This window comes from Actinomyces sp. ICM47, from assembly GCF_905369875.1.
In the GTDB taxonomy this organism is placed as follows: Bacteria; Actinomycetota; Actinomycetes; order Actinomycetales; family Actinomycetaceae; genus Pauljensenia.
The window spans coordinates 1-12,636 of record NZ_CAJPJE010000057.1 but is presented as its reverse complement, the minus strand read 5'-3'; the positions used below and the strand labels follow the sequence as shown (position 1 = coordinate 12,636).

Genomic DNA, 12,636 nt, shown 5'->3' with positions numbered 1-12,636 from the left:
GGATGAGCCGGGCGGGCCGCATGCGCATGGCGGCGCGCACGAGGTCGGGCAGGGTGACGGCTCCTCGCCCTTCGACGTTGGGGGCCCGTTCGACGAGGTGGACGCAGTGCGGGTGGGCGGGCGCAATTTCGGGGACTTCTTCGATGCAGACAATACGCTCACCCGCAGGAACAAGTGAGAGTGCGGCGCTTAGGAGGGTCGTTTTGCCGCTGCCGGTGGCCCCGGAGATGAGGACGTTTGCGCGCGCCGCGACGAGTGCGCGAACGAGGGGACCCACGGGTGGGGTCAGCGTCCCGCACGCTTCAAGATCACCGATTCCGAGGCGGCGAGTGCCGAGCACGCGCAGCGAGATGAGAGTGCCCGAGCCGGACACGGGCGCGAGCACCGCGTGCAGGCGCACTCCCCCGGGTAACGTCCCGTCGGCGATGGGACTCGCGTCATCCAGACGCACCCCGCACGCGCTCGCCATGCGGATTGCGGCGCGGCGCGCGTCCGCCTCGTCGGGGATGCCGACGTCGACGCGCACCAGTCCCCCGCCTCGATCCACCCAGGCTTGTCCTCCGTTGATGAGGACATCGGTGACGCCAGGCGCGTCCACGACCGAGGCCAGGGCGGGATTCATGCCGCGCTGGCGAGCGCGCAGTTCGTCGAGGATCGAGGCCGCCTCTGCGGCACCGCAACCCGGGCGAGCAGCGCGTGAGACGGCGCGGGCGGGTGGATCGCCGCGCGCGAGGAGTCGCAGGGCGCTGGTCATGTCAGGCCTCCAGGAGGAGGGAGTCGTCCCGCTCGTCCGCCCTCTCCCGGGAGAGGGATGCGGACAGGTCTAGCGCGTCGAGCCACTCGGGTGCGCCCCGGGACGAGCATCCCTGGGAGCGATCACTCGGGGACCGACCACTCTGCGATCCGCACGCCTCCAGGGCCCGGCGCAGTGCCCGCAGGTGGCGACCGCGGCGAGTGGGGGCACGCAGGATCGATCCGGGCGCACACTCGACGAGGCCGGGGCTGCGTTCCGCCCGTTCCCCGACCACGAGAGTGAGCGCGGGGGCGGGCGGAGGAGCGACCGCCAGGCACGCGGCCATTGCGGCAGCTCCCTCGAGGTTCCCGCGGGTGAGGAGGATGATCGCGTCGGCGCGGATAACCTCGGCGAGGCGAGCAGAGCGGCGATCCCAGCGCCCTGCGTCGACGATGAGGGGTGCCCCGATGGAACGGCACGCGGCGGCCACGCGCGGATCGTCGGCGCTCGCTCCCCCACGCTCGTCGCCGACGAGGGCAGGCACCCCGTCGATGATGGGAAGATGGTCTGACAGGGCGGGCAGGTAGGAATCCTCGCGTGTCTCCAGGTCCGCCCACCTGACGCCCGGCAGGTCATGGTCGCGGGCTCGCGCGATGCCGGGCACCGACCCGGAGGCGTCGACAATGATCGGGCAGGGAGTCCGCAGTCTCTCACCGCAGCGATCGGCCTCGTCCCCCCTCCCCAGCCACGGCCTCGTCCCGAAGCGATGACGCCCGCTCCCCCAGCGCCGCCACCACGGCGGGCGCGCAGTCGACCGCGCGAGCATGCGCACGAGCGAGGTGACCCCGAGGCCCCCGGCGATCCCGGCCACCATCCAGACGGGGCCGGTGCGCACGCAGCGCCAGGAGGCCTCGGCAATGAGGGAGACGAGCAGGGCAGTGTCCCCGGGCAACACGACCTGGCCACCCGCGCCGACGCGCACGCACGGCACCAGCGTGGGAACGGGCACGCCCGGTGCCGCCAGAACCAGGATCGCGCTGGAGGGTTCGGAGCATACTCGCGCGCCCGCCAACGTGACGGCGTCACGGGCGCGCTCGCAATCACGCGAGGTCAGACCGATGAGGGCGACCGACCCCCCGGCGAATTCAGTGTTTGTGTCCATCTCCCAACGGTGCGCCCGGGAACGCGCGGGCGTCTACCGGCGGACGTGCCCCTGTGGACAACGCCGACACGAAATGCCACCCTGTGCATAGAGGGATCCGACGGCGGACCCCTGTGGATAATCCCGACGCTGGAGTAAACGCAATGGTACGTGCGGCCTTTTTTGACCTGGATAAGACGATTCTGGACACGTCGTCGAACGTGGCGCTATCGGGTCCGTTTATCGAAGCTGGCCTCATGAATCGTCGCACCGCCATCACCTCATTCCTCGTACAGCTGCCGTACCTGCTCTCGGGAGCGGACGAGTCGCGCATGGGGCAGATGGCCGAGGCCATGGGCCGCATGGCCCGCGGCTGGAACGCCGCGTTCCTCGAGGCCACGGTCGAGGATGCGCTCGAGCGCACGATCGAGCCGGTATGTTACGCGCAGGCGCTGCGCCGCATCGCCTACCACAAGAGCATCGGTGACGTCGTGGTGATCGCGTCAGCGTCGGTGGAGCAGGTGGTACGCCCGATCGCGACGATGCTCGGCGCGGACGATGTCTTGGCGTCGAAGGCCGCCGTGGATGAGGACGGATGTTTCACGGGCGAGGTCACGCACTTCAACCAGGCGCAGGGAAAAGCGGATGCGTGCGAGGCCCTGGCTCGCTCACGCGGGTGGGATCTGTCTGAGTGTTCGGCGTACTCGGATTCGGTGTCGGATGCGCCGCTGCTGCGCCTCGTCGGCCATCCCTACGCGGTCAATCCAGACCGCGCGCTGCGCGAAATAGCTGAGCGTGAGGGCTGGCCCACGCTCACCTTCACGTCCACGGTGCGCGTCCTGCCGCGCCGCGTACCCATGCCCGCGAAGATCGCGGTGCCCTTCCTGGTGGGCGTGGCGGTGGGCGTCGCGGCCAGCTCGCTGTTGCGCCGCTGAGCGGCCACGAGCAGCTAGGAGAGCCTGCCCGCCTGCACGTGGCGGGCGACGTCGCGCCCGACCTGGGCACCGTAGACGACGCCCGCGCAGTAGTGGGTGATCCACCGGGCCAGGCCGGCCTCGTCGGCGCTCACCCATCCTGCGAGGGAACGCCCCGCGCGCGCCGGGTCGAGCGCGTCGTAGGCGCTCGGCACGCACACGCCGGTCGGGTCGACGCCGCGGGTGACGAGGATCCACCGGGCCAGTCCCCCTCCCACGACGGACGAGGCCTGGGCGAAGACACGCCGGAATCGGAAGTGGGCGGTCAGAGCGGCGGCGACGGCCAGGGCGGGCGCGTCGCAGCGCGCGTAGCCCAAGGCGGGGGCCAGCAGGGCGGGGTCCGTCGGCACGGCAACCTCACGCGGCGGGGTCAGACCGGAGGCGACCAGGCCGGAACAGGCGTCCCTGTGCAGCCCGGCGATCAGCGCGGGCAGGGGCGTGGGGGCCACGCGCGCACCCCCCTGGGAGCGCGTGTTAAGGGCGGGAAAGTGGGAAGCGAGGTTCCATTGCGAGCGCCAGATCCCCAGGGCAAGCGCGGCACCCGGGTCCGAGGCAGCGCCTCCTTCGTCCGCCATGGACAGGGCGCGCACATCGTCAACGCTGGTGCGGGCACCCTCGATAATGGACAGGGCGGCGGCTTCGCGAACGGCTGCCTCAGCGCGAGCCTCCTCCCAGCCTCGTCGCAGGCCCTCAGAAAAACGCAGGTCCGCAAGCGCGGCGTGCGCCTCGTCCATGGCGGATGCGACGTCAGGGCGCGCGGCGGCGGCACGCAGCACGGCAGGAGCGGGGTCAACGAGGGCTTCGATACTCACCCCTCTACACTAGGGGCATGACGCTTTTGCAGCATCGAAGCCTCTCCGCGCGCCTGCGCTCGGGTCTTTTCGCGTTCGTGTTCGCTCCCATCGCCCTGGTGTTCCTGGGGTCGTCGATGGTGGACGTGCAGGCTCTGGCAGCCGTGGGCCAGCCCCTGGCCTCGGTTGAGGGACTCATCGGCCTGGCGCTCGCCTCCCTGCTCCTGGCGCTCATTGCGCTGAATTGCGAAGAGTCCAGCACGGGAATGGTTGTAACCTTCGTGTGGTCGATCATTGTGGGAGCCACCCAGTTCTACGGTGTGGCGCGCATCCCATTTCTCATGAGGTCATCGGTCGAGCCCGACGACATGTCCGCGGGAGTCGTGTGGAGCCTGTACCCGGTGTGTCTGTCCCTGATGCTGGGGGCGTGCGCGCTGACGATCAAGTCTGTGCGGGTGCGCGCCGGGCAGTCGACGCGCATGCCGCTCGCGCGTGTGCACCGTCATGCCTTCGGTACGACGGTCGCGATCCCCGCCGCTCTCGCCGTCGCCGCGCTCATGATCGGTGCGGCGCCCTCGGATACGACGAGCGTGGCGGCGCTGGGTCTGGAGGGTGTGCTGAGGGGGCATTCGATGGGCCACGGCCTGGCGGTTGGGGTTGGGCTGGCGTTGGCGCTTCTCGTGGTGAGCGCTCGGTGGTCGATCACGGGCACGCAGCTGGCGACGTGGTTGATTCTCGTGCTGCCGACCTACGTGGTGGTGCCGGTCTGGGCGTCGCTGACGGGCAACGTCATCGTTCCAGGGTCGTCGATCCTGACGAAGGTGGCGCTCGCGTGCCCGACGTTGGCGGCGCTCGGAATGGCGACAGGGTGCGCCTCGCTGGGTATCCTGTGGGCACGTATCCGCGCGGTGAGGCGCCTCGATTCTGTAGAAGATGCGACTTACAATCAGGGGCCTACCGCAGAGTAATGCGCACATAAGGCCACTGAAAACGTAATATGTGGGCAGGTATATGGGCAGGTATAAAGGAGGAAGCATGTCCGAGAATGAGTCCGACGTCCAGCGCGAGCGCGCCACGGATGACCGCGACAACGTGGTCCTAACCGGTGAAGAGATCGAATTGCCCGGTGACGGTTCCGATGCGGCCGCGATCATCGGCGAGGCCAGCGAACCGATCAACACGGGCGAGATCGAGTCAGTTGCAATCGGCGGCCTGACGGATCGCGTGCCCGGAGCCGCACCGCTCAAGCCCGCCATTGAGGACAAGATCGCTACCGGTGAGTTGCCCGTCGTCCCCGCACCCGCCGTTGAGTTCGCGGACGAGGCCGACTCAGATTTCGCTTTCGAGGATGAGTTTGAGGATGCTTCCTCTGATGCCCCCGAGGCGGGTGGATTCGCCGAGCAGGAGGCCGCACTCGCCGACGATTTCGCGGTCGACGATGAGGACATGGAGCCTTCGCGGGTGGATGTGCCCACCGCCAAGGCACCGGTCTTCGCAGAACCCGTCGTGGAGGAGTCCGTGCACTCCCCCATCATGACGCCCGCGCAGGCAGCCGCCGCGCTGGGCCTGAACCTGGATTCCGTGCGGGAGGACCACGCCCCGGTCACGCAGGAGAGGCACGCCTTCGTCGAAGAGGCACCTATCGAAGAAACCGACGCCGAGGATTCCACGTACGCGGTTGGTGGCGCTGCCGCTGAGGCTACCGAGGCCTCGTCCCTGTCGCTGTCCTCACGCCGATCCATGATCTTCGGCGACGACGAGCCTTTCTCCCCGTCCATCCCGGCACTCAGCCCCGCCGCTCAGGAGGCGCGCGCCGCCGCTGAGTCCACGGCGGACGCCGCCGAGGAGTATTCGTCCATCGACGTGCCCACGACGAAGCTGCCGAAGCAGAGGGACGAGGAGAGCACCTACACGGACGTGCCGACGCGCCAGCTGTCCACGCGACGGTCCGAGCACAGGGCCGCTTCCCCCTACCCCTTTGAGGACCAGGATCAGACTGATACCATGACCGATGGTAACCTGGACGGCGCAGCCGTCGCGGGTGCCGCTGCGGTCGCGGGCGCAGCCGCCATGGCAGGCGCAGGTACCGCTTCGGGCAGGGATGAGGCGCCCCGCCGCCGCTCCCTGCTGAATGCGCAGGACGACGAGCGCGACGCCGCCACCCTGGCCTCGATTGCTTCTGCGGGACGCGAGCGCTCCGAACAGTCGGCTTCGGCTCGACTGGACGAGGAACTCTTCGGCCCGATGCCCACGGCCACCGAGATGCCCTCGCGTACCGGCGCGCACGCCCTGTCCTTCCTGCTGTTCCTGATCCTCGCGCCCCTCGGCTGGTACCTGGCTGCGGACGCGGGTGCCCGCATGACGCTGGCCGAGGATGCACCTATGTTCTCGGGTATCGCATCGCTAGCGGCGCTCGGCGAACTGCTCGGCACGATCGTTCTTTCCATGATCCTGTGCACGATCGCCCGCCGCTCCTCCTTGGGCGCGTGGATCATGGGCCTCCTCTTCCTGCTCATCGGCATGCCCTGGGTCCTTGCTCCCGGCATCACGGCCAAGGCTCTTCAGGCACCGCTGACCGCGCTGTCCAGCGCCAGCCCCTTCGGCGAGAACCTCATGCACCACCTTCAGGCTACCGGTTACTCGGGCCGTTTCGTTCTGCTGGGTGTTCTCCTGATGGGCGTGGGCTACATCAGCCACTCCGCGCGCCGCACTGGCCGCTCCGAGGAGGCACTGCGCACCTCTATCGAGGCCGTTAATCCCGCGGGTGCCCTGTACTCCAAGCGCGCCCGCAAGAAGGCCGCGAAGGACCTGACGCGCAAGTGAAGAATCTGATCCCCGCCAGCGCAATCGAGTTGGAGGGTCCCTGGACCCATCGGCACGTGAGCGCTGGCGGAGCTGCATTTCATGTCGCCGACATGGGCCAGGGCATGGACCATGCGTTGGTTCTGCTGCACGGTTTTCCCGAGCACTGGTGGTCCTGGCGCGAGGTCCTGCCCCTTCTCGCGGAGTTGACGTCGCGCGTGTTGGCCCTCGATTTACGAGGCTTTGGTACGTCCGATCTAACGCGAGGGGACTGCGACCTGGCTCAGATGGCCGATGATGTGATCGGCGTCGTGCGCGCCCTCGGTATCGCGTCGTTCTCCGTGGCGGGGCTGGGGCTGGGAGGTACGGTCGCGTGGATGATCGGCGCGCTCGCGCCGCTCGAACTGCGCTCGGTAGCGGTCCTGTCGGCTCCTCACCCCCTCGGTGTACAGCCACTCGTCGGACATGCGCCCTGGGCGGGCGGCCGCGTCCTCCAGGGTCGATTGGCACTGCCCACGGGCCGGGAACGTGCCCTGCGCTCCGGTTCGCTTGTGACGACCGTCTACCGCGCGTGGGCCTCGCCAGCAAACGTAGACGGCCTCGTGTCACAGTCGGGACCTTACCGTGCGGCGCTTCGCCGCCCGTTTGCCGCCCACACGGCCTTGCGGGGCCTACGCGCCACCCGTTCACTGTCGCGCGAGCTGCGCCGCACCCTCGCGGAGCCGGTGAAGGTTCCCGTCCTCTCACTCGTGGGGCGTGACGACGGCGCATGGTCGATGTTCGATCACGCAGCTGACGCGCAGTTTGTCGACGCACCCCTGACCCAGATCGTCATTCGCGAGGCCGGGCACTTTTTGCCCGAGGAAGCACCCCAAATGGTCGCCGAGGCCTTGGCGCAGCACGTCGATGCACACGACATTTAGCTTGTGTTTCATTAGACAGCTCACACAAATCGCAGAATGAAACATGTTTCACCTGATAAATAGGGCATAATGGTGTGATACGCGGTACCTCCTAGTGATCGATATAACGCATGGGAATCGCCGCGCAGCCTCAAACGGAACGCCCGAGCAATCGGGCACGAGCGGAAGGAGCTCCGCACCATGATCGGTGACGGCAACTTCATCAGCCAGGTGCCGCTGTTCGGTGGCCTTGATGATGCACAACAGGTGTCCCTCCAGCAGAAGATGGGTCATACGACCCTGCGTCGCGGTGAGACACTCTTCGACGAAGGCGATCTCGGCGATCGCCTCTACATCGTGACCGAGGGCAAAGTCAAGCTCGGCCACACCTCGAGCGACGGCCGCGAGTCCCTCCTCGCCGTCCTCGGCCCCGGCGAGATCATCGGTGAGCTCACGCTCTTCGATCCGGGTCCGCGTTCAACCACCGCGACCGCCGTGTCCCCGGCCTCGCTCCTCTTCCTCGAGCATGAGGATCTCATGCACGTGCTCGACACCAACCCGACGCTGGCGAAGCATATGCTGCGCGCCCTCGCACAGCGCCTGCGCCGCACCAACGAATCTCTCTCCGACCTCGTCTTCTCCGACGTGCCCGGCCGCGTCGCCAAGGCCCTCCTGGATCTGGCTGACCGCTTCGGCACCGCAACCGACAAGGGCGTCCACGTGCCTCACGACCTCACTCAGGAAGAGCTGGCCCAGCTGGTTGGCGCCTCCCGTGAGACGGTTAACAAGTCGCTCGCCGACTTCGTGTCGCGCGGCTGGATCCGCCTGGAGGGTCGCGCCGTGACCCTCCTCGACGTTGACCGCCTGGCGCGCCGCGCCCGCTGATTTCTCACGCGAGTGGGGTCCGATACTGAAAGGTATCGGGCCCCACTCGCGTCTCAGGATACGGAAAAGGCCGCGGCCACTCACGCACCTGAATGCGCGACGCCTGCCACGGCCTCGTCCATGATCACCGACGCATCGGTCAGTTCTGCATCGCTCGCTCAGCCCTCAATCGGACGCTTGAGGTAGGCGACCAGATTCTCGGCACCCGTCGGTCCCGGAATGACCTGGACGAGTTCCCACCCGTCGGCTCCCCACTGATCGAGGATGGCTTTCGTCGCATGCGTGAGCAGCGGAATCGTGGCGTATTCCCATTTAGTCATGAGTTCATCCTACCTGCCATCTGGGGGCGAACGTAGGACAAAACCCGAGGCACATGCGGACTGCGCAACTCCCTGGCAAGCGAATCATCCGAGGAACGCAACCACTCCAGCCAATCCTCTGCATGCGGATAATGGCGCAGAATCGCGCGACGCTCCCGCTCTGTCAGGCCACCCCACACGCCGTAGTTGGCCTCGGATTGCAGGGCATCCGCCAGACACTCGATACGAACCTCGCACTCGTAGCAGCGCAAGCGAATCTGACGCTGCGATGCACCCTGCACGAAGAGCGCGTCCGGCTCAGTAGACGCGCACAGTGCGCGCGCGACCCAACTCTGGTCGTCGCCGTGGGCTGACATCGTCGATCTCCACCTCACTCTCCTCCGACTCCTACATGTGACCATACACACATACCATTGTGGGTGCAAACGGTGCGACTTGCTATTAGTGCGCCAGCGCATGCACGATCAGGTGAGTGTCACGCCTCGCGAGGTGTCAGATGAGCCGGGCGGCACGTAAGCTAGGAACATGTCGCACTCTCATTCCCGCGCTGTCCGGCCAACCCAGCTGTTCGCCCTCCTCTTGGCGTTCCTGAGCGTCTCAGCTCTGATGGGTGTCGTCGGAGCAGGCATGCTCGTCCCCATCGCGGGGCCCACCGCACTTGTCGCGAAGTCCGCTCCCTCGGTGTTCAACGAGCTGCCGGGCGACCTGCAGAATGTCGCCCCGGCTGAGGAATCGCAAATCCTCGACTCGTCGGGTGCGGTGATTGCGCACTTCTACGACAAGCAGCGCATCGTCGTTCCCAGCGCGAACATTTCTGACGTCATGAAGAAAGCAATTATCGCGATCGAAGATAAGCGCTTCTACGAGCACAACGGCGTGGACGCCACCGGTATCGCCCGCGCGTTCGTGACGAACCTGGGCGACTCCGGCCGTCAGGGTGCCTCCACGATCACCCAGCAGTACGTGCGCAACTCGCTGGCTGAGCGCGGCTATCTCGAGGGCGACGCCGATCAGGTCAGCGCCGCTACCGAGCAGACCACCGAGCGTAAGCTCCGCGAAATCAAGTACGCGCTGGCCCTGGAGAAGACCCAGTCGAAAGACGAAATCCTCACCGGCTACCTGAACATCGCGCCCTTCGGCCCCATTACCTACGGCGTTGAGGCCGCCTCGCAGCGCTACTTCTCGAAGTCCGCCTCCGAGTTGAACTACCTCGACGCTGCTCTCCTGGCTGGCCTCGTGCAGTCCCCCGTCCAGTACGATCCCCTCGTTCACCCGGATGCCGCTAAGGAACGCCGCGACACGGTCCTAGCCGCTATGCTCGAGCAGAACGTCATCACGCAGGAAGAGTACGACAAGGGCATCGACACGACCATCGACTCGATGCTGCACCCGACCGTTTCCTCGGAAGGTTGCTCCGGCGCGGAATCCTCCAAGGCCTACTTCTGCGACTACGTCTTGGCTCAGTTCCTGGAGGACCCCACCTTCGGTGAGACCCGCACCGAGCGCGAGCGCATGCTTAAGACTCAGGGCATCACTATCCGCACCACGATGGATCCCACGATGCAAAACGCCGCCTTCTCCTCGCTGACAAACACAATTCCCGTCGGCGATGCCTCCGGCCTTAACGATGCGCTTGTCTCTCTGGACCCGCGCTCGGGCCGCGTCCTGGCCATGGCCCAGAACACGACGTACGGCATTGAGAGCGGCGAAACCATGTCGAACTACTCGGCCGATGGAAACTTCCAGGTCGGCTCGACGTTCAAGGTCTTCACTCTGCTCGAGTGGTTCAAGGAGGGGCACTCCGCCTATGAGACGGTCGGCTCCAACAACACGTTCTACGGCAACGGATCCTTCAAGTGCGGTGGTCACGCTATCTACACTGATGGCTACCAGGTCAATGACCTCGCGGGCAAGACCGGCACCATGAACGTCGTGCGCGCAACCGGCCAGTCGGTCAACCAGGCGTTCGTCAACATGGCCTCGCGCGTGGACTTCTGCGCGATCTTCGACACGGCATATAACATGGGCATTACCGAGGACGGCGAGGTCCCCTCACCCTTCCCCGCAAATATCCTGGGTTCTGTGTCCTCCGCCCCGCTGCAGATGGCCTCCGTGTTCGGAGCCATTGCAAACTCCGGCCAGCAGTGCACGCCGCAGTCCATCGAGTCGGTAACCGACCGTGACGAGAACGTCCTCAAGGAGTTCTCCGCGGACTGCAAGGAGGTCATCTCCGCAGACGTCGCCAACAAGACAGCTGCCCTGCTGACTGCCTCCGCCGGCCAGTACTACACGTCCACGCGTCTGGGCGACGGTCGCCCCTTCGCCGCCAAGTCGGGTACGACCGACGGCCACGCAAACACCTGGCTGACAGGCTTCACCCCCTCCGTCGTCACATCCGCGTGGGTGGGCCACGGTGCGAACTCCTCGCAGGAAGTCGGTTCCGTGACCATCAACGGCAAGTACTACGGTGAGATCTACGGTGAGACCTTCGTCGGCCAGAACATCTGGGCACCCTACATGACGCAAATCCTCGCCGGAACGCCCGTTGAGAACGTGTCCAGCGCGAACATTGGCTCATCCACGAGTCGCTCGAACCCAACCCCGGCTCCGACCAGCAGCAACTGATATGACACCGACACTGACCGATACCGCCGCCTCGTTCTCCCGACGAGGCCTTGGTGTCCTGCGCACTGCAGGTGCCGTCATCGGGGGGCTCGGACTCGCCGGGATCGCGGCGGGTGGTGCCGCGCTGGCATGGGGTTCGATTGAGCGAACTATGCCCACCCTGCGCCGCTACGATGTGCCCATCGAGCGCGACGTCCCCGAGGTGACGATTCTCCAGATCGCTGACCTCCATCTCTTCGCCGGGCAGGAGTTCCTGCTCCACTTCCTCTCCGATGTCGCTTCCTCCGAGCGCTTCGACATGGTCGTGGCGACGGGCGACAACTTCGGATCGCTCGATGCTTTCGACATGGTGATGGACGCCTACCGGCCGTTCCTGTCGTATCCAGGTGCCTTCGTCCTGGGGTCAAACGACTACTATTCGCCGATCCCCAAACCTTGGACGCGCTACCTGATGCGCTCCACGCCGCCTCCCGCACGCGTCGTCCCGGACCTGCCCTACCTGCCGATGGTTCGCCAGATGCGCGACGCCGGTTGGGTGGATCTATCCAACGCGTCGGGCACGCTGTCGCTGTCCGGCGGGACTGTCTCGCTCCTGGGGACCGACGACGCACATATTTTCCGGGACCGCATGGTAGCCCCGGCCTCGTCGTGGGAAGAACCCGGGGCGCTACGCCTGGGCATTACGCACGCGCCCTACACGCGCGTCGTGTCTGCACTCACCAGTGAGGGGGCCGACCTGATCCTGGCCGGTCACACGCACGGTGGTCAGATCGGCATCCCTGGCATGGGGGCGATCATTACGAATTGCGACATCGCACGCCACTACGCCAAGGGCCTGAATCGTTGGGAGGCACCCGACGGCTCCCAGGCATGGCTGCACGTCTCGGCTGGTCTGGGCACGTCACCCCACGCCAAGGTGCGCATCGCAACGCGACCCGAGGCCTCCCTCATCCACGTGCATCCCGCGTAGCTGAGGCTCAGTGTGGGCCACTCACCGCACGCTCATCTTTGCGGCGTGGCACACACTTCCCATTGTCCGCCGATCTCGGTTTGGGTTTTCCGACGAGGTATGGCTATACTCATGGGGCACCGGGGTGTGGCGCAGCTTGGTAGCGCGCTTCGTTCGGGACGAAGAGGCCGTGGGTTCAAATCCCGCCACCCCGACGGTGAATCGCCGGGACCGTTTGGTCCCGGCGATTTTGTATGTTCATAGCCAGACCGATTGCCAGCACGGGCGCAAGGGCGGGAACGAGGCCGGGGTGGGTGGCGTGGCGACCGTGCAGCACGCGGCGACTGCGGTGCCCGAGAGCGGCGGCAGGGTACCCTTCGGCATGCGGGGGTTATAGGACACTACGTGTTGCTGGAAGGGTAACTTTTCGTTGTGTTGGTGCGGGAAAGTCGGTGTTTTAGTTGGTTGGGACCAACTATGAGGATGGACAGATCGTGTTGCTAGCAGGGTGACT

The 12,636-nt window shown here is 66.3% G+C and carries 12 protein-coding genes and 1 tRNA gene; 8 read left to right on the top strand and 5 right to left on the bottom strand.

The window, feature by feature from the left end; genetic code table 11:
• The coding region (locus QZ149_RS09245) for an ATPase, T2SS/T4P/T4SS family (protein WP_291451142.1) at nt 1–754 on the bottom strand (754 nt) is incomplete at its 3' end.
• 1 nt (nt 755) lies between these two features.
• Nucleotides 756–1,895 (bottom strand): hypothetical protein, encoded by a 1,140-nt coding sequence (locus QZ149_RS09240; protein ID WP_291451141.1) that lies wholly within the window; start codon nt 1,893–1,895, stop codon nt 756–758.
• 143 nt (nt 1,896–2,038) lie between these two features.
• On the opposite strand from QZ149_RS09240, the gene QZ149_RS09235 reads away from it, so the two are divergent.
• Nucleotides 2,039–2,809 carry an HAD-IB family hydrolase gene (locus QZ149_RS09235; RefSeq protein ID WP_291451140.1) on the top strand — a complete coding sequence of 257 codons (771 nt, stop codon included), beginning with the start codon at nt 2,039–2,041 and terminating at the stop codon, nt 2,807–2,809.
• Nucleotides 2,810–2,823: 14 nt separating this feature from the next.
• Here QZ149_RS09235 and QZ149_RS09230 read toward each other — a convergent pair whose 3' ends face one another.
• Nucleotides 2,824–3,660: a hypothetical protein gene (locus QZ149_RS09230; protein WP_291451139.1), complete on the bottom strand. Its 837-nt coding sequence runs from the start codon at nt 3,658–3,660 to the stop codon at nt 2,824–2,826.
• 17 nt (nt 3,661–3,677) lie between these two features.
• On the opposite strand from QZ149_RS09230, the gene QZ149_RS09225 reads away from it, so the two are divergent.
• The 4 genes from QZ149_RS09225 (at nt 3,678) to QZ149_RS09210 (ending at nt 8,228) form a co-directional block, all read left to right on the top strand.
• Entirely contained in the window at nt 3,678–4,607 is a 930-nt protein-coding gene (locus tag QZ149_RS09225) for a hypothetical protein (RefSeq protein WP_291451137.1), read from the top strand.
• A 67-nt stretch (nt 4,608–4,674) separates the two neighbouring features.
• Nucleotides 4,675–6,462, top strand: coding sequence for a hypothetical protein (locus QZ149_RS09220; protein ID WP_291451135.1), 1,788 nt, complete (start codon nt 4,675–4,677; stop codon nt 6,460–6,462).
• Nucleotides 6,459–7,364, top strand: a complete 906-nt coding sequence (locus QZ149_RS09215) for an alpha/beta hydrolase (protein ID WP_291451134.1) — start codon at nt 6,459–6,461, stop codon at nt 7,362–7,364. The genes QZ149_RS09220 and QZ149_RS09215 overlap by 4 nt, the downstream gene beginning before the upstream one ends.
• Nucleotides 7,365–7,544: 180 nt before the next feature.
• Nucleotides 7,545–8,228, top strand: a complete 684-nt coding sequence (locus QZ149_RS09210) for a Crp/Fnr family transcriptional regulator (RefSeq protein WP_009649109.1) — start codon at nt 7,545–7,547, stop codon at nt 8,226–8,228.
• A 158-nt stretch (nt 8,229–8,386) separates the two neighbouring features.
• Here QZ149_RS09210 and QZ149_RS09205 read toward each other — a convergent pair whose 3' ends face one another.
• Entirely contained in the window at nt 8,387–8,548 is a 162-nt protein-coding gene (locus QZ149_RS09205) for a DUF4177 domain-containing protein (protein WP_009648127.1), read from the bottom strand.
• Nucleotides 8,545–8,904 (bottom strand): WhiB family transcriptional regulator, encoded by a 360-nt coding sequence (locus tag QZ149_RS09200; RefSeq protein WP_009648129.1) that lies wholly within the window; start codon nt 8,902–8,904, stop codon nt 8,545–8,547. The genes QZ149_RS09205 and QZ149_RS09200 overlap by 4 nt, the downstream gene beginning before the upstream one ends.
• Nucleotides 8,905–9,073: 169 nt before the next feature.
• Between QZ149_RS09200 and QZ149_RS09195 the strand changes: the two genes are divergently transcribed.
• The 3 genes from QZ149_RS09195 (at nt 9,074) to QZ149_RS09185 (ending at nt 12,337) form a co-directional block, all read left to right on the top strand.
• A complete protein-coding gene (locus QZ149_RS09195; RefSeq protein WP_291451132.1) occupies nt 9,074–11,173 on the top strand; it encodes a transglycosylase domain-containing protein in 2,100 nt (699 codons plus the stop codon).
• A 1-nt stretch (nt 11,174) separates the two neighbouring features.
• Nucleotides 11,175–12,143: a metallophosphoesterase gene (locus tag QZ149_RS09190; RefSeq protein ID WP_291451131.1), complete on the top strand. Its 969-nt coding sequence runs from the start codon at nt 11,175–11,177 to the stop codon at nt 12,141–12,143.
• A 120-nt stretch (nt 12,144–12,263) separates the two neighbouring features.
• Nucleotides 12,264–12,337 (top strand) — tRNA-Pro (locus QZ149_RS09185).
• The last annotated feature ends 299 nt before the right edge of the window (nt 12,338–12,636 follow it).